General features: G+C 62.1%; 16 protein-coding genes. 7 read left to right on the forward strand and 9 right to left on the reverse strand.

What is annotated here, in order from left to right; all coding sequences use genetic code 11:
• Positions 1–22: 22 nt before the first annotated feature.
• The 3 genes from ccoS (at position 23) to hemN (ending at position 2,403) form a co-directional block, all read left to right on the forward strand.
• Positions 23–241 (forward strand): cbb3-type cytochrome oxidase assembly protein CcoS, encoded by a 219-nt coding sequence (gene ccoS / locus HX824_RS03480; protein ID WP_003219033.1) that lies wholly within the window; start codon positions 23–25, stop codon positions 239–241.
• Positions 234–917: a sulfite exporter TauE/SafE family protein gene (locus HX824_RS03485; RefSeq protein WP_008437566.1), complete on the forward strand. Its 684-nt coding sequence runs from the start codon at positions 234–236 to the stop codon at positions 915–917. Before ccoS ends, HX824_RS03485 begins: the two co-directional genes overlap by 8 nt.
• A 103-nt stretch (positions 918–1,020) precedes the next feature.
• A complete protein-coding gene (gene hemN, locus HX824_RS03490; protein WP_003219038.1) occupies positions 1,021–2,403 on the forward strand; it encodes an oxygen-independent coproporphyrinogen III oxidase in 1,383 nt (460 codons plus the stop codon).
• A 7-nt stretch (positions 2,404–2,410) separates the two neighbouring features.
• Here hemN and HX824_RS03495 read toward each other — a convergent pair whose 3' ends face one another.
• Positions 2,411–2,887: a hypothetical protein gene (locus HX824_RS03495; RefSeq protein WP_102368378.1), complete on the reverse strand. Its 477-nt coding sequence runs from the start codon at positions 2,885–2,887 to the stop codon at positions 2,411–2,413.
• Positions 2,888–3,041: 154 nt separating this feature from the next.
• Here HX824_RS03495 and fnr point away from each other — a divergent pair, with 154 nt between their 5' ends.
• Both fnr and HX824_RS03505 read left to right on the forward strand, forming a co-directional pair.
• Positions 3,042–3,776, forward strand: coding sequence for a fumarate/nitrate reduction transcriptional regulator Fnr (fnr, locus tag HX824_RS03500; protein ID WP_003219044.1), 735 nt, complete (start codon positions 3,042–3,044; stop codon positions 3,774–3,776).
• Positions 3,777–3,856: 80 nt separating this feature from the next.
• Complete coding sequence (locus tag HX824_RS03505; RefSeq protein ID WP_177008129.1) at positions 3,857–4,405, forward strand: adenine phosphoribosyltransferase; 549 nt, start codon at positions 3,857–3,859, stop codon at positions 4,403–4,405.
• A gap of 164 nt (positions 4,406–4,569) precedes the next feature.
• Here the strand turns inward: HX824_RS03505 and HX824_RS03510 are convergent, their stop codons facing one another.
• The 5 genes from HX824_RS03510 to dnaX all read right to left on the reverse strand — a co-directional run bounded on the left by HX824_RS03510 (position 4,570) and on the right by dnaX (position 10,350).
• The gene (locus HX824_RS03510) at positions 4,570–5,718 is read right to left on the reverse strand and encodes an acyl-CoA dehydrogenase family protein (RefSeq protein WP_177049214.1); all 1,149 of its coding nucleotides are present in this window, start codon (positions 5,716–5,718) and stop codon (positions 4,570–4,572) included.
• Between the two features lie 200 nt (positions 5,719–5,918).
• Positions 5,919–6,521 (reverse strand): recombination mediator RecR, encoded by a 603-nt coding sequence (recR, locus tag HX824_RS03515; protein ID WP_003219049.1) that lies wholly within the window; start codon positions 6,519–6,521, stop codon positions 5,919–5,921.
• Between the two features lie 65 nt (positions 6,522–6,586).
• Positions 6,587–7,621 carry an NADP-dependent oxidoreductase gene (locus HX824_RS03520; protein ID WP_003219050.1) on the reverse strand — a complete coding sequence of 345 codons (1,035 nt, stop codon included), beginning with the start codon at positions 7,619–7,621 and terminating at the stop codon, positions 6,587–6,589.
• 271 nt (positions 7,622–7,892) lie between these two features.
• The gene (locus tag HX824_RS03525) at positions 7,893–8,231 is read right to left on the reverse strand and encodes a YbaB/EbfC family nucleoid-associated protein (protein ID WP_003193199.1); all 339 of its coding nucleotides are present in this window, start codon (positions 8,229–8,231) and stop codon (positions 7,893–7,895) included.
• 43 nt (positions 8,232–8,274) lie between these two features.
• Entirely contained in the window at positions 8,275–10,350 is a 2,076-nt protein-coding gene (dnaX, locus tag HX824_RS03530) for a DNA polymerase III subunit gamma/tau (protein ID WP_177054137.1), read from the reverse strand.
• A 133-nt stretch (positions 10,351–10,483) separates the two neighbouring features.
• Here dnaX and HX824_RS03535 point away from each other — a divergent pair, with 133 nt between their 5' ends.
• On the forward strand, positions 10,484–11,233 hold the full coding sequence (locus HX824_RS03535; RefSeq protein WP_087694838.1) for an ABC transporter substrate-binding protein: 750 nt from the start codon (positions 10,484–10,486) through the stop codon (positions 11,231–11,233).
• Positions 11,234–11,406: 173 nt separating this feature from the next.
• On the opposite strand, the gene HX824_RS03540 is transcribed toward HX824_RS03535, so the two are convergent.
• The 3 genes from HX824_RS03540 to HX824_RS03550 are packed head-to-tail and all read right to left on the reverse strand — an operon-like array spanning position 11,407 to position 14,836.
• Complete coding sequence (locus tag HX824_RS03540) at positions 11,407–13,098, reverse strand: bifunctional diguanylate cyclase/phosphodiesterase (protein ID WP_177054138.1); 1,692 nt, start codon at positions 13,096–13,098, stop codon at positions 11,407–11,409.
• 18 nt (positions 13,099–13,116) lie between these two features.
• Positions 13,117–14,682 (reverse strand): PAS domain-containing methyl-accepting chemotaxis protein, encoded by a 1,566-nt coding sequence (locus HX824_RS03545; protein WP_102605046.1) that lies wholly within the window; start codon positions 14,680–14,682, stop codon positions 13,117–13,119.
• Between the two features lies 1 nt (position 14,683).
• Positions 14,684–14,836 (reverse strand): hypothetical protein, encoded by a 153-nt coding sequence (locus HX824_RS03550; RefSeq protein ID WP_157222851.1) that lies wholly within the window; start codon positions 14,834–14,836, stop codon positions 14,684–14,686.
• A gap of 306 nt (positions 14,837–15,142) precedes the next feature.
• Here HX824_RS03550 and HX824_RS03555 point away from each other — a divergent pair, with 306 nt between their 5' ends.
• Positions 15,143–15,457: a helix-turn-helix domain-containing protein gene (locus HX824_RS03555; protein WP_003219061.1), complete on the forward strand. Its 315-nt coding sequence runs from the start codon at positions 15,143–15,145 to the stop codon at positions 15,455–15,457.
• Positions 15,458–15,469 lie beyond the last annotated feature (12 nt).

The following is a 15,469-nucleotide window of genomic DNA, read 5'->3' on the forward strand; positions in this document are numbered from 1 at the left end:
GCCGCGCGGGCATGGAGTGCAGATGCCAGCTCTTTACGTGATGATCCCGGCGGCGCTGTTGATCGTGGCCATCGCCATTTACATCTTCTTCTGGGCGGTGGACAGCGGCCAGTACGACGACCTCGATGGCCCGGCCCACAGCGTGCTGTTCGATGACCAGGACCCGAACCACCTGGCGGCCGTCGATGAAGCCAACGGCCCTGAACAACCGCCCAAGCCGAAAGATCCGCCCCATGCTTGAACTGGCGCCCCTGCTGGTCTCGGCAGTGATCCTCGGCCTGCTGGGCGGCGGCCATTGCCTGGGTATGTGTGGCGGCCTGATGGGCGCGCTGACCCTGGCGATTCCCAAGGAGCAACGCAGTCGGCGCTTTCGCCTGCTGCTGGCCTACAACCTGGGGCGCATCCTCAGCTACGCCACCGCCGGCTTGCTGATCGGCCTGGCCGGCTGGGCCGTGGCCAACAGTCCGGCAGCGATGTTCATGCGCATCCTCGCCGGGCTGTTGCTGATCTGCATGGGCTTGTACCTGGCCGGCTGGTGGAGCGGCCTGACCCGTATCGAAAGCCTCGGGCGCGGCCTGTGGCGGCATATCCAGCCGGTTGCCAACCGTTTGCTGCCGGTGTCCAGCCTGCCCCGGGCGTTGCTGCTGGGTGCGCTCTGGGGCTGGTTGCCGTGCGGGTTGGTCTACAGCACGTTGCTGTGGGCGGCCAGCCAGGGCAATGCGCTGGACAGTGCGGTGCTGATGCTCGCGTTCGGCCTTGGCACCTGGCCGGTACTGCTGGCCACGGGCTTAGCCGCTGATCGAGTCACCGCGTTATTGCGCAAACGCAGCGTGCGGATGGCCGGTGGCCTGCTGGTCATCCTGTTCGGCATCTGGACCTTGCCCGGGCCGCACCAGCACTGGCTGATGGGCCACTAGATCGCCATGTGGCATAGCGCCGCTCCCCGTTGATGCAAATCAAGATGGCTTCCCCACCCAGCCCCTAGACTCGGCCCACTAGCCTATCCGGGGGAACGCCCGCATGCTCGACGCCATTCGTTGGGACACTGATCTGATTCACCGCTACGACCTGGCGGGGCCACGCTATACCTCGTACCCCACCGCCGTACAATTCGACAGCCAGGTCGGCACCTTCGACCTGCTCCACGCCCTGCGCGACAGCCGCAAGGCCGTACGGCCCCTGTCGCTGTATGTGCATGTGCCGTTTTGCGCCAACATTTGCTACTACTGCGCCTGCAACAAGGTCATCACCAAGGATCGCGGCCGGGCTCACGCCTATCTGCAACGCCTGGAGCAGGAAATCCAGTTGGTGGCGTGCCACCTCGACCCCAAACAGCCGGTGGAGCAGCTGCACTTCGGCGGCGGCACCCCGACCTTTCTCAGCCATGACGAGCTGCGTCAGGTCATGGGCCGCCTGCGCCAGCACTTCAACCTGCTGGACGATGACTCCGGCGACTACGGGATTGAAATCGACCCACGGGAAGCCGACTGGGCGACCATGGGCCTGCTGCGTGAACTGGGGTTCAACCGCGTCAGTATCGGCCTGCAGGACCTGGACCCCGAAGTGCAGCGTGCGGTGAACCGCCTGCAAAGCCTGGAAGAAACCCGCGCAGTAATTGACGCAGCGCGCACCCTGCAGTTTCGTTCGATCAATATCGACCTGATCTACGGTTTGCCCAAGCAGACACCGCTGAATTTCGCCCGCACCGTGGAAGAAGTCATCAGCCTGCAACCGGACCGCCTCTCGGTGTTCAACTATGCACACCTGCCGGAACGGTTCATGCCCCAGCGACGGATCAACACCGACGACCTGCCCTCCCCGGCGGAAAAACTGCTGATGCTGCAAACCACCATCGAGCAGTTGACCCGGGCGGGCTACCGCTACATCGGCATGGACCACTTTGCCCTGCCGGACGACGAATTGGCCGTCGCCCAGGAAGAAGGCACGCTGCAACGCAACTTCCAGGGCTACACCACCCATGGGCATTGCGATTTGATCGGGCTTGGGGTGTCGGCGATCAGCCAGATCGGCGACCTGTACTGCCAGAACAGCAGCGACCTGAACCACTACCAGAACGCCCTCGCCGGCGCGCAACTGGCCACCAGCCGTGGGTTGTTATGCACCACGGATGACCGGTTGCGACGGGAAGTGATCCAGCAGCTGATCTGCACGTTCAGCCTGAATTTCGAGAAGATCGAACAGGCCTTCAACATCGATTTTCGCGGCTATTTCGACGAGCTCTGGCCGCAACTGGAGGCGATGACCGAGGACGGACTGATCGAACTCGACCCACAGGGCATCCGCGTATTGCCGGCGGGGCGCCTGCTGGTACGCTCGGTGTGCATGGTGTTCGATGCCTATCTGGAGCACCAGAATCGGCAACGATTTTCGCGGGTAATCTGAACCTGTCCTACTTCGCCAGCAGGGCCATCGCTTCCAGCTGCGACTCGGGAGACTCGTCCTTCAAGGCCTTGGTCAACTGCGATTGGGCCGTCATCAAGCCGGCCTGCAATGTCGCGATATCACTCTGCAAGGCGGCCACTCTGGCCTGCCTTGCCTGCGGGGTCTTTGAGGCGTCGGACATGGCAGCTGAGAGCTGAGCCATCTTCTCGGCGAGCTGTTTTCTCATCTCGCGAATCATTTTCAACAGCTGCTTGATGTTGTCTTTCAGGTTGCTGTCGTCAATGTCCTTGTTGGAGTTGGTGCTGGCCTTGGAGGCTTTCAGCCCCGCCCCCGAGATATCCACCACCAGTCCTTGGGGCTTGGTGTCAGTGGCCCGATTGGTCGAAGACGCTTGGTCTTTATCGTCTGCAGCGGGGTCTTTTTTCGCATCAGGCACGGTTAGCGAAGAAACAATGGCAGGGTTGGTTGCGCCAATGGAAAGCATGATCTGAGCCTCCAGCTCTAGGAGTGACAATCTTGTATCGACCTCGATACAAAATTCTTTATACCGCTGCTGCTTTTTTGTACACGCTGGCCTGATCGTCCCCCAGTGCGGTACCCTTACGTCTTATGTGTGTTTTCCCACAAGGATTTAAGAAATGTCCGAGCCAGTTAAACTGCGCGCTCATAGCCAGGCTCATTGCAAGGATTGCAGCCTGGCCCCCCTGTGCCTGCCACTTTCGTTGAATCTGGAAGACATGGAAGCGCTGGACGAGATCGTTAAACGCGGTCGCCCACTGAAAAAAGGCGAGTTCCTGTTTCGCCAGGGCGACAAGTTTGACTCCGTTTATGCAGTACGTTCTGGCGCGCTGAAAACCTTCAGCCTGAGCGATGGCGGCGAAGAACAGATCACCGGCTTCCACCTGCCGAGCGAACTGGTCGGACTGTCGGGCATGGACACTGAGATTCACCCCGTGTCGGCCCAGGCCCTGGAAACCACATCGGTGTGTGAAATCCCGTTCGAACGCCTGGATGAACTGGCCCTGCAGCTGCCGCAATTGCGTCGCCAGCTGATGCGCGTGATGAGCCGGGAAATCCGCGACGACCAACAGATGATGCTGTTGTTGTCGAAGAAAACCGCCGACGAGCGTATTGCCACTTTCCTGGTCAACCTTTCCGCACGTTTCCGCGCGCGGGGTTTCTCGGCCAACCAGTTCCGCCTGAGCATGTCGCGCAACGAAATCGGCAACTACCTGGGCCTGGCGGTGGAAACCGTGTCCCGGGTATTCACCCGCTTCCAGCAGAACGAGTTGATTGCGGCCGAAGGCAAGGAAGTGCATATCCTCGACCCGATCCAGCTCTGCGCATTGGCTGGCGGTTCGCTCGACGGTTGATCCAGACGCTTGCGGCCGAGCCAATCGGCTGGGCCGCAGGTATACTTCGAGTCCGCTTTCCTCCCCAGGACTCCTCGACGATGGTCTTCGATTCGTTCGACATCAAATCCCTGATTCGCCCAGTCATCGACTTCCCCAAGCCTGGGGTGATCTTTCGCGATATCACGCCGCTGTTCCAGTCGCCCAAGGCCTTGCGCCTGGTGGCCGACACCTTCGTACACCGCTACGTCGAAGCCGACTTCACCCACATCGGCGCGATGGATGCCCGAGGCTTCTTGATCGGTTCGATCATTGCCTATCAGTTGAACAAACCGCTGATCCTGTTCCGCAAGCAAGGCAAATTGCCGGCTGACGTGCTGGCCGAGAGTTACCAGACCGAATACGGCGAAGCCTTCCTGGAAGTGCACGCCGACAGCCTGTGTGAAGGTGATTCGGTACTGATGTTCGATGACCTGATCGCCACCGGCGGCACGCTGATCGCAGCGGCCAACCTGGCGCGGCGCATGGGCGCACGGATTTTCGAAGCGGCGGCGATCATCGATCTGCCGGAGCTGGGTGGTTCCCAGCGCCTGGAAGACATGGGCATTGCGACGTTCTGCCTGACGCAGTTTGCACTGACAGAGCAATAACCCCGGGACTCGTGTGGCGAGTGAGCTTGTGTGGCAGGGAGCTTGTGCGGCGAGGGAGCTTGCTCCCGCTGGAGTGCGCAGCGCTCCCAAAGATCTTGGGGCCGCTACGCAGCCCAGCGGGAGCAAGCTCCCTCGCCACAGCTCCCTCGCCACAAAAGCGCTTTCTACAAGCCCATCTGCTTGCTGATGATTTCGTTCATCACTTCCCGAGTCCCGCCGCCGATGGACAGGATGCGGTTGTCGCGATACAGCCGCTCCACCAGGTTGCCGCGCATGTAGCCCTGGCCGCCGAGGATCTGCACGGCATCAAAGGTCACGCGGTCGGCGGTGTCGGTGGCGAGGTTCTTGGCCATCGAGATCTCCTTGATCACACTCTTGCCCGCGGCCATCTTGGCGGCCTGGCGGTAGGTGAATTCCCGCGAGACCTCCACCGCCGTGGCCATTTCCGCCAGGCGATGCTTGAGCACCTGGAACTTGCCGATGGGTTTGCCGAAGGCCTCGCGCTGGGCCGCCCACTTCAGGCTTTCCTCCAGGGCCATCTGCGCAGTCATATTGGCCATCAGGGCCAGGGCCAGGCGCTCGCTCTGGAAGTTGCCCATGATGCAGGCGAAACCCATGTTCTCGGCGCCGATCAGATTGCCTACGGGTACGCGGCAATCATCGAAGAATAATTCGGCAGTGTCCGACGCCCACCAGCCCATTTTCTTCAGCGGTGTACCGGTGGTGAAACCAGGCGTGCCCTTTTCGATCAACAACAGGCTGATACCGCCAAACCCCGGCCCACCGGTACGCACGGCGACGGTGTAGAAGTCGGCGCGCTGGCCGCTGGTGATAAAGGTTTTGCTGCCGCTGACCCGGTAATGGTCGCCGTCGCGCACAGCACGGGTCTGCAGGCTGGCGACATCGGAGCCGCCACCGGGCTCGGTGACGGCCAGGGCGGCGATCTTCTCGCCGGATAACACCTGCGGCGCCACACGATCGCGCACCTCGGGCCGGGCCCATTTGACGATGGGCGGCAAGCCGATATCCAGCGAGCCCAACCCTGCCACTACCCCGCCGGAGCCGCAGCGCATCAGTTCTTCGCTGGCCGCGACTTTGGCGAACAGGTCACCTTCGTGGCTGCCTCCAAGGGCTTCGGGGTAACCGATGCCCAGGATCCCCGCCGCACCGGCCTTGAGGTACAGCTCCCGGGGGAAGCTTTCCGCTTCCTCCCACTGCTCGATGCCCGGCAACATCTCGCGCTCGACGAAACGACGCACGCTGTCGCGGACCAATTGGTGGCTGGGGTCGAAGTATTCCTGATAGGCAGACATCGGCAAGCTCCACGGGACGGTAGAGCGAACTTACCAAGCGCTTGCTTGGTTATCAAGCAAGAGGAAAGACTCGTGAACGCCACAAAACAAATGTGGGAGCGGGCTTGCTCGCGAATGCGGTGGTTCAGTCAATGCATCTGGCGACTGATACACCGCATTCGCGAGCAAGCCCGCTCCCACATTTTGTTCTGCGGTGTTTGTTATAGGGCGATCGGCTTACGCCCGGCAAACGAATGCGCCAGGGTCCCGCCATCCACCAGTTCCAGCTCGCCACCCAGCGGCACGCCGTGGGCGATGCGCGAGGTAATCAGGCCTTTGTTGGTCAGCAGCTGGGCGATGTAATGGGCCGTCGCTTCGCCTTCCACCGTAGGGTTGGTGGCCAGGATCACCTCGACGAACGTGCCCTGCTCCTCGATTCGCGTCACCAGTTGCGGAATACCAATCGCCTCCGGCCCCAGCCCGTCCAGCGGCGACAGGTGGCCCTTGAGCACAAAGTAGCGCCCGCGGTAACCGGTCTGCTCCACCGCGTAGACATCCATCGGCCCTTCGACCACGCACAGCAGCGTGTCGTCGCGACGCGGGTCGGCGCATTGCGGGCACAGCTCTTCCTCGGTCAGGGTGCGGCACTGGCGGCAGTGGCCAACCCCTTCCATCGCCTGGCTCAGGGCCTGGGCCAGTCGGGAGCCGCCGCTGCGATCACGCTCCAGCAGTTGCAGCGCCATGCGCTGGGCGGTTTTCTGACCCACACCCGGCAAAGTGCGCAGGGCGTCGATCAGTTGACGAATCAGGGGGCTGAAGCTCATGGGGAAAGGTCCGACAAAACAACGAGACGCGGTTTATACCCGCGCCTCGGATTAGCGTCAAATGCTCAATCTTGTGCGACCCGCACCACCAACTTGCCGAAGTTGCGCCCCTCCAGCAAACCGATAAAGGCTTCAGGTGCCTGCTCCAGGCCTTCCACCACGTCCTCGCGGAACTTGATCTTGCCATCCCGCACCCACGGCGCCATGGCACTGAGGAATTCCGGTTGGCGGTCGCCATAGTCGTCGAACACGATAAAGCCCTGGATCCGCACACGCTTGGTCAGCAAGGTACGTTGCAACGCCGGCAGCCGGTCGGGACCGCTGGGCGCTTCGTGGGCGTTATAGCCGGCGATCAGGCCACACAAGGGAATGCGCGCCTTGGCATTCAGCAGCGGCACGACCGCGTCGAATACCTTGCCGCCGACGTTTTCAAAGTAGATATCGATGCCCTTGGGGCAGGCCTGGGCAAGCTCCTCGGCAAAGTTGTCGCTCTTGTGATCGACACAGGCATCAAAGCCCAGCTCGTCCACCACATAGCGGCACTTGTCGGCGCCACCCGCCACACCGACCACCCGCAGCCCCTTGATCTTCGCCACCTGGCCCACCACCGAGCCCACCGCACCGGAAGCGGCCGCCACCACCAGGGTTTCCCCGGACTTGGGCTGGCCGATATCGGTGAGGCCCATATAGGCGGTCATGCCGGGCATACCCAGCACACCCAGGGCCATGGACGGGCTGGCCAGTCCCTTCGGTACCGGGATCAGGTTGCGCCCATCGGAGATGCTGTGGCTCTGCCAGCCGGTGGAACCGACCACCAGGTCACCCACCTCGAACTTCGGATTGCGGGACTGTTCGATGCGGCTGACAGCGCCACCGGTCATCACTTCGTCGATTTCTACCGGCGCAGCGTAGGACGGCGCATCACTCATGCGCCCGCGCATGTAGGGATCCAGGGACAGGTAAAGGGTCTTCAGCAAAACCTGGCCGTCGGCCAGTTCCGGCAGCGCGACGCGCTCCAGGCGAAAGTTTTCCGGCACCGGTGCGCCGTGGGGGCGTGAGACCAGCACAATGCGCTGGTTGAGGGTCAATGCTTCGGACATCAGCGAGGCTCCTTCTATCGGTGATTGAATTCAACGGTATAGGGTGCAGACCCCAACACAGGGTCCAGGGTTCGACAAAACTCTCGCAGTAGCAGTTGTCGAGCGCCAGCGAGGCTACGTTAGCCGCACCGCTGCTTTCATGCCAGACGTGGGACCGAGTCGCTGCCGACGCAGCCTCGCTGGCGCTCGACAGCTGCTACGGGTATGGAAAATAGCCGGACAAAAAAATGCCAGGCGCGGGGCCTGGCATTTTCGGTGCTGCGCTTGCCGATCAGAACGGCAGCTTCATGCCCGGTGGCAGTTGCATGCCAGCGGTCACGCCAGACATCTTGTCCTGGCTGTTGGCTTCGATCTTGCGCACGGCGTCGTTGACGGCCGCGGCAAACAGCGCCTCGAGCATTTCCAGGTCGTCTTCGCCGACGCCCGGCAATACGCTTGGGTCGATGCTCACGCGCTTGATGTCGTGACGACCGGTCATCACCACGCTGACCATATCGCCACCGGCTTTACCGGTGACTTCGGCGTTGGCCAGTTCTTCCTGCATCTTGGCCATCTTTTCCTGCATCTGCTGCGCCTGCTTCATCAGGCCGGCCATGCCACCTTTCATCATGGGAATCACCTCAAAAGTACGTGGATCAATTATTGGCCCCGGGTTATGACGCTTGGGGTACCGGGGCTTCTACAGGTTCAATAGTATCGTGCCGCACCACCGCGCCAAACTGCTGCATCATCTGCTGGATGAGCGGATCACCGTGGATCGACTCTTCAGCCTCGCGCTGGCGGTTGACCCGGCGACGGGACGCCGCCTGGGCCGGGGTTTCCTGCTCGGGCTTGATCAGCTCGATGCTGATGGTCAGCGTGCGCCCGTGGAACTGGTTCAGGGCATCGTTGAGCCGGCGCTGCTGGGTCGCGTTGAACAGGGCGCTGTGGGCCGGGTCCAGGTGCAGCAGCCAGTGGTCGCCATCAACGGCAATCAGGGTGCAGTTGGCGGCGATGCTGCCGGTCATGCCGGAGATCGGCAGTTTCGGGAACAGCTCCAGCCATTGCAACGCCAGGCCGGTGGCCGGCATCGCGGCAGGTTCGGGTTCAGGCTCCGGGGCAGGCTCGGCGGTGTGTTCGCTGGCCAGGTCGTCCAGGTAGCTGTAGGCCGAATCCATGTCCGGCTCGATGTAATCTTCGTCCAGCGGCGGCTCGTCGTCGAGGTCGGTGCCCGGGGTGGCGGCGTCCACTTGCGCAACGGTCGGCTCCGGCACCGGGGCCGAACCCCACTCGGGGGCGTCCGGCACCACGCTGTCCGGGGTCGGCGCGGGCATGGGTGTCAGTTCAGGCTGCTCGCTGGTGGTTTCCAGCACCGGCTCGACGGCAGGCTGCAGCTCGACCTCGACCTCGACCTCGGCTTCGGCCTCTACCGGGTCGTTCCACGGCAGATCGACTTCAGGCACGGGCGCAGGCTCAACCACCGGCTCCGGCACCACCACAGGCGCCACGGGCTCGGCGACAACCGGGGCGGCGGCCTGTGCAACCGGCGCAGGCGGCGCAACCACTGGCGCGACAACAGCCGGGCCAGCCACTGGTTTGGCGGAATCAACTGTGGCCTGGCTGATCCCCACTGGCTTTAGCGGCTGTCTCGGCGCATCCGCCGTGTCGGCGGGCCTGAAGGCCAGCATCCGCAGCAGGACCATTTCGAAGCCGCCCCGCGGATCGGGTGCCAACGGCAGGTCACGTCGCCCAATCAGGCCCATCTGGTAGTAGAACTGTACGTCTTCGGCCGGCAACGCCTGGGCCAGGGCCAACACGCGGTCGCGGTCGCCGTGGCCGTTGTCGACACCTTCGGGCAGGGCCTGGGCGATGGCGACGCGGTGCAGCACATTGAGGATTTCCGACAGCACGCCATTCCAGTCCGGGCCTTGCTCGGACAGATGGCGCACGGCTTCGAGCAACGCCTTGGCGTCGCCTTCGATCAACGCGTGCAGCACGTCGAACACCTGGCCGTGGTCCAGGGTGCCGAGCATCGCCCGCACGTCGGCGGCCAGCACCTTGCCTTCACCGAAGGCGATGGCCTGGTCGGTAAGGCTCATGGCATCACGCATCGAGCCGTCGGCGGCACGCCCCAGCAACCACAGGGCGTCGTCTTCGAACGGTACGTTCTCGACACCCAGCACGTGGGTCAAATGCTCGACCACACGCTCCGGGGTCATGTTTTTCAGGGAGAACTGCAGGCACCGCGACAAAATCGTTGCAGGAAGTTTCTGCGGGTCGGTGGTGGCCAGGATGAATTTGACGTAGGGCGGCGGCTCTTCCAGGGTCTTCAACAAGGCGTTGAAGGAGTGGCTGGACAGCATGTGCACTTCGTCGATCAGGTAGACCTTGAAGCGGCCACGGCTCGGTGCGTACTGCACGTTGTCGAGCAGCTCGCGGGTGTCTTCGACCTTGGTGCGGCTCGCGGCGTCGATCTCGATCAGGTCGACAAAACGCCCTTCGTCGATTTCCCGGCACACCGAGCAGGTACCACACGGCGTCGAGGTGATGCCGGTTTCACAGTTCAGGCACTTGGCGATGATGCGGGCAATGGTGGTCTTGCCCACCCCGCGGGTACCGGTGAACAGGTAGGCGTGGTGCAGCCGCTGGCTGTCCAAGGCATTGATCAGAGCCTTGAGCACATGGGTCTGGCCGACCATTTCGCGGAACGAGCGCGGGCGCCATTTACGTGCAAGAACCTGATAACTCATCGAAAACCGTCGCAACTGGGAAGCGGAAGCGGGTAATGCTAGCGGAGCAAGGGGGAAATTGCATCCGGCACGCTCGTCTAATCTGACTAAGCTGGTCTGACCAAGCCTATAAAAGGCTGAACCCGGAGAATTTATGCGCGCAGTCCTGGGCGCCTTGTGGATGATTGCCACGGTCAGCCTGGCGGCACCCGCACCTCTGCGATTCTCCATTTCCGACAGCTGGACCATGCCCATGGTGCAACTCGACCAGGGCCAGCCGACCCAGGGGATTTTGTATGACCTGATGTTGAGCCTGGCCACCCAGGTCGGCCGTCCTGCGAAATTCCATGTGCTGCCGCGTGCGCGTATCGACACCGCCATGGAGCGCGGGGATGTGGACGTGCGCTGCTACGTGACACCGGCGTGGCTGAACAACCTGTCGGGGGACTACACCTGGAGCATCCCGCTGCTGGTCCAGCGCAATGTGCTGGCCGCCGGGCGCGTGCCATCAACGTCGGTGGCACTGGACAGCCTTGCGCCGCAACACATCGGCACGGTACTCGGCTACAGCTACCCGACCCTGGAGGCGCGCTTCGCCAGCGGCCAGTTCAGCCGCGACGACAGCCGCAGTGAAGAGCAAGTGCTGCAAAAACTGGTGGCCGGACGCTTCAACTATGCAGTGATCAACGAATGGATCCTTGACCGCTTCAATCAGCAATTACCGCCCACACAGCGCCTGCATACGGTGGCCGTGATCGAGGAGCAACGCCTGGGCTGCTATGTGCGCAACGACCCGCAGGTGCCGGGGCAGCAGATCCTGCGCACGTTGCTGCGGATGAAAATGTCCGGGGAGATTGATGAAATCATCCAGCTGTATATCGGGAACAGCGCCCCTGCCCCTTAAGATCACCTGATTGTCCTTGTGGCCAGGGAGCTTGCTGTGGCGAGGGAGCTTGCTCCCGCTGGAGTGCGCAGCGCTCCCAAAGATCTTGGGGCCGCTACGCAGCCCAGCGGGAGCAAGCTCCCTCGCCACAGCAACCTCCCTAGCCACCGTAAGCTCCCTCGCCACAATAAACATCACTCAAGCTTTTGCCACTGCGGCGGCGGTGCAAATTCCTCGACCCAACCCGGCACGTCTTCTGCAGGCATCGGCCGGGCGATGAAATAGCCTTGGGCCACTTCGCAGCCCATGCGCATCAACAGCTGGCCGTGCTCCAGGGTTTCCAGGCCTTCGGCAATCACTTCGCGGCCAAACGCACGGGCCAGGCCGATCACGGCCTTGGTCAGCGCCAGGTCGTCCTTGTCGTGCAGGATGTCGCGCACGAACGACTTGTCGATCTTGATGGTCTGGGTCGGCAGGCGCTTGAGGTAGCTCAGGGAGGAATAGCCGGTGCCAAAATCATCCAGGGAGAACTGCACGCCCAAGGCCTGGCAGGCCTCCAGGTGCTGGGTGACACGCTGGATATTGTCGATGGCCACCGACTCGGCGATCTCCAGGTCCAGCCGGTGCGGCTCCACCTGCGGGTATTGCGCCAGCAAGTCTTGCAGGCGCTCGACAAAATCCTCGCGCTGGAAGTGCCGCGCCGCGATGTTCACGCTCACCGACCACCAATGCCCATGCACCTGCCAGCGATGCATCTGGCCCAACACCTGGGCGATCACCCATTCGCCGATATCGACAATCAGGTCGGTCTGCTCGATCAGTGGCAGGAAATCCCCCGGCTTCACCAGGCCACGCTCGGGGTGCTGCCAGCGTAACAACGCTTCGAACCCCACCACCGTGCCGCAGCGCAAGTTGACCTTGGGCTGGTAATGCAGGCACAACTGGCGCGCCGCCAGGGCCTGGCGGATCTGCTCCACGGTCTGGTGGCTGGCCTTGACCTCCTGTTCCAGGGATACATCAAACAACTGGTAGCGGTTGCGCCCGCTCTGCTTGGCCACATACATCGCCTGGTCGGCATGGCGCAGCAAGGTGTCGGCGTCCTCGTCGTCCAGGGGGAACAGCGTGACGCCGATGCTGGCGAACACATTCAGCTCCGCCCCCTGGATCGAGTACGGCTCGGAAATCGCCTTGAGGATGCGCAGCAAGGCGCCGTTCAGCTCGTCGATATCGCGCACATAACGCAGGATCAGCACAAATTCGTCACCGGCGAGCCGGGCGACCACGTCCTCGCCGCGGATGATCTCCCGCAACCGAGTGGCCACTTCCACCAACAACAGATCCCCACAGGCATGCCCATACCCGTCGTTGACCGCCTTGAAGCCGTCCAGGTCGAGCATGCACAACGCCAACGGGATGTCTTCGCTGCGGGAGAACTCCAGGGACTGGTTAAGCAACTCGGACAGATAGGCGCGGTTCGGCAAGCCGGTCAGCACATCGTGGCCGACCCGCCATTGCAGGGTGTGCAACAGCTGGCGCTTTTCGCTGACATCAAAGCGGATCGACACGTACTTCTGCACGCGCCCGGTCTTCTCATCGAGCAGCGGCACCATGGTGCTGTCCACCCAATACAACGTCCCATCCTTGGCCCGGTTGCAGATTTCCCCACGCCACACCCGGCCTTCGCTGATGGCTTGCCACATGCCCTGGAAGAACCCCGCAGGGTGCAGTCCCGAGCTCAGAATGCGGTGATTTTGCCCCAGCAACTCGTCACGCCCGTAGCCGGACATGCCGCAGAACTGGTCATTGACGTAAGTGATGCAGCCCGCCAGGTCAGTCTCGGAGAAAATGGCGGCTGCATCCACGGCCCTGCGGTATTTCTCGTCCATGAGTCAGGCTCACTGTGGCTAGCGGTTGAACCGCTCGACCAGGGCGCGCAACCCGGAAGAGATGCTTTCGAGTTCCCGGCCACGGGTGACTGCAGCGTTGGCATTGCCCGCTGTCTTTTGCACCGTGGCGGCAACGTTATTGATCTGCTGTGAAACTTCCTCGGCGACGTGGGATTGTTCCTGTGAGGCAGCAGCCATTTGCTGACTCATATCGGTAATACGCTCCACCGCGTGGCGAATGCCTTGCAGCGCCTGCTGCGCCTCAAGTACTTGCTGCACGCCCTGCTCGGCCTCGTGAATGCCCAGGCTCGCGATCTCGACCGCCTCATCGGCGCCGGCCCGCAGGTTCTGGATGATGCCCTGGATCTGCTGGGTCGACTCCCGCGTCTTGCCCGCCAGGGCGCGCACCTCGTCGGCCACCACGGCAAAGCCACGGCCCTGCTCGCCGGCGCGGGCCGCTTCAATGGCCGCGTTGAGGGCCAGCAGGTTGGTCTGGTCGGCGATTGCCTGGATCATGCTCGCGGCCACCTGGATTTGCTGGGTCTGCCCGGCCAGGTTGCCCACCGCCTGGTTGATCTGGGTGACGGTGCCGGCCAGCAACTGGATCGCCTCGCGGGACGTGCCGGCCACCTGGCTGCCCTGCTCGGCGAGGGTGTTGGCGGTGTGAGCTTCGCTGGCGGTTTGCTGCACGTGCACCGCCACTTCGGCGATGGACGCAGCCATCTCGGTCATGGCGGCGGCGGTCATGTCGGTCTCGGCGCGCTGTTCCAGCAACGCCGATTCGGTGGTGCTCGACAACACGCTGGAATGGGCGGCTGCTTCGGCCATCTGGTTGGCCAGGTCGCTGAGGCGCGTCAGGGCGGTTTTAAGTCGCGCCTCTTCGCTGATCAGGATCATTTCGAGCTGCGCGGTCGGCCCCAGCGCGTCGCTGTAGGTCATGGCGCTGATGGGGTCGGAAAAGGTATTGGGCGTGTTCTGCACAATCTGCTTGAGCTGCAGCCCCAAGCGTTGATGCCCCCAGACGCCCAGGCCGAGAAACAAGCCGACAGTCAACGCCTGGGCCCATACACCCGGAACCCATTGGAAGGCGGCGACACTGGCAACGGCAGCCGCCAGTGGCAACGCCATGGCCCGGGACACAGACGCCACACGCCGCACCGGCGAGACCGCCGCACCACCTGCCTGCAACCGCGCGTACAGCGCCTCTGCGCGGCGCACCTGTTCGCGGGTGGGCTTGACCCGAACCGACTCGTAGCCCGTCAGCCGCCCGTCTTCGAGAATCGGCGTCACATAGGCGCTGACCCAATAATAGTTGCCGTTCTTGCAGCGGTTCTTCACCACGCCCATCCAGCTCTGCCCGGCCTTGAGGTAGCTCCACATCAGCTGGAACACGGCGGGCGGCATGTCCGGGTGGCGCACCAGGTTGTGGGTGCTGCCGATCAGCTCGGCCTGGGTAAAACCGCTCATGGCGGCAAACTCGGCGTTGCAGTAGGTAATATGGCTGTTGACGTCAGTTGCGGAAATTAGCCGTTGCTGCTCCCCAAAAGTCTGTTCAACAGCAGTGACCGGCAAATTGAGACGCACGTTAAAGCTCCATGGACAGCATTCGATCGCCCTCTCGACCACCGGGTAGGCAGGACAGGCGGATTCGTATTTCCAGTCGGGCTGCGCCGTCGATCGGCTGGTTGGCCGCAAAGGTACGCAAACCCACGATTTTGCACAGCAATTCATCATCCATTCAGTGATGATCAACTAGGCTTGAATTCGGGTATCCGGCACGTGAGGCGCAATGAAGCGTGGCACTGACGAGCGACATTTCAGTCCCTGCCAGGCGTCCGTTTTATGGGCACATTTATGAGAGTAAGGAGAGAGCAATGATTTCCTGTTTCATAAACCTGCCTTCTGAAACGAGACCACCAAATACTTGTCCTAGATGCCGATTCTACGAATTACATCACATTTTGCAAGAAAAGGTGATGGTACATGCGGTTGTCTAATTTTAAGATTTATCGTTAAGTTCTTGATTCTAAATGGGAATTGAGCGATGCACATTTCAAGTTTGGGTCCAGCCATCAGACGTTACCGCAAGGTCGCAGGGCTTACTCAGGCTGAACTAGGTGAAAAAACCGGTTTTGACCCTAAAACCATCAGCCGCTTCGAAACCGGCACCTATACACCCAGCGTCGAGGCACTGTTCTTGTTCGCAGAGGCGCTGGGAGTGAAGCTGAAAGTCTTTTTCGCAGACCTGGTCGACGAGGAGGAACAGCGCGCTTATCTGTTCGGTGTCATTCACAAAGCCACCCCGAAGGATCTGGGAAAGCTGATCGCAGCGGTAGACCAGGCCTTGTCCAAGCCTTAGAGCTCGCAACAC

The sequence above is a fragment of the Pseudomonas sp. D4002 genome (assembly GCF_013385665.1).
Classification (GTDB): Bacteria; Pseudomonadota; Gammaproteobacteria; order Pseudomonadales; family Pseudomonadaceae; genus Aquipseudomonas.

Excerpts from the sequence above, each read along its gene's own strand:
- ccoS (WP_003219033.1), top strand. The coding sequence starts at position 23 with ATGCCAGCTCTTTACGTGATGATCCCGGCGGCGCTGTTGATCGTGGCC.
- HX824_RS03485 (WP_008437566.1), top strand. The coding sequence starts at position 234 with ATGCTTGAACTGGCGCCCCTGCTGGTCTCGGCAGTGATCCTCGGCCTG.
- hemN (WP_003219038.1), top strand. The coding sequence starts at position 1,021 with ATGCTCGACGCCATTCGTTGGGACACTGATCTGATTCACCGCTACGAC.
- HX824_RS03495 (WP_102368378.1), bottom strand. The coding sequence starts at position 2,887 with ATGCTTTCCATTGGCGCAACCAACCCTGCCATTGTTTCTTCGCTAACC.
- fnr (WP_003219044.1), top strand. The coding sequence starts at position 3,042 with ATGTCCGAGCCAGTTAAACTGCGCGCTCATAGCCAGGCTCATTGCAAG.
- HX824_RS03505 (WP_177008129.1), top strand. The coding sequence starts at position 3,857 with ATGGTCTTCGATTCGTTCGACATCAAATCCCTGATTCGCCCAGTCATC.
- HX824_RS03510 (WP_177049214.1), bottom strand. The coding sequence starts at position 5,718 with ATGTCTGCCTATCAGGAATACTTCGACCCCAGCCACCAATTGGTCCGC.
- recR (WP_003219049.1), bottom strand. The coding sequence starts at position 6,521 with ATGAGCTTCAGCCCCCTGATTCGTCAACTGATCGACGCCCTGCGCACT.
- HX824_RS03520 (WP_003219050.1), bottom strand. The coding sequence starts at position 7,621 with ATGTCCGAAGCATTGACCCTCAACCAGCGCATTGTGCTGGTCTCACGC.
- HX824_RS03525 (WP_003193199.1), bottom strand. The coding sequence starts at position 8,231 with ATGATGAAAGGTGGCATGGCCGGCCTGATGAAGCAGGCGCAGCAGATG.
- dnaX (WP_177054137.1), bottom strand. The coding sequence starts at position 10,350 with ATGAGTTATCAGGTTCTTGCACGTAAATGGCGCCCGCGCTCGTTCCGC.
- HX824_RS03535 (WP_087694838.1), top strand. The coding sequence starts at position 10,484 with ATGCGCGCAGTCCTGGGCGCCTTGTGGATGATTGCCACGGTCAGCCTG.
- HX824_RS03540 (WP_177054138.1), bottom strand. The coding sequence starts at position 13,098 with ATGGACGAGAAATACCGCAGGGCCGTGGATGCAGCCGCCATTTTCTCC.
- HX824_RS03550 (WP_157222851.1), bottom strand. The coding sequence starts at position 14,836 with ATGGATGATGAATTGCTGTGCAAAATCGTGGGTTTGCGTACCTTTGCG.
- HX824_RS03555 (WP_003219061.1), top strand. The coding sequence starts at position 15,143 with ATGCACATTTCAAGTTTGGGTCCAGCCATCAGACGTTACCGCAAGGTC.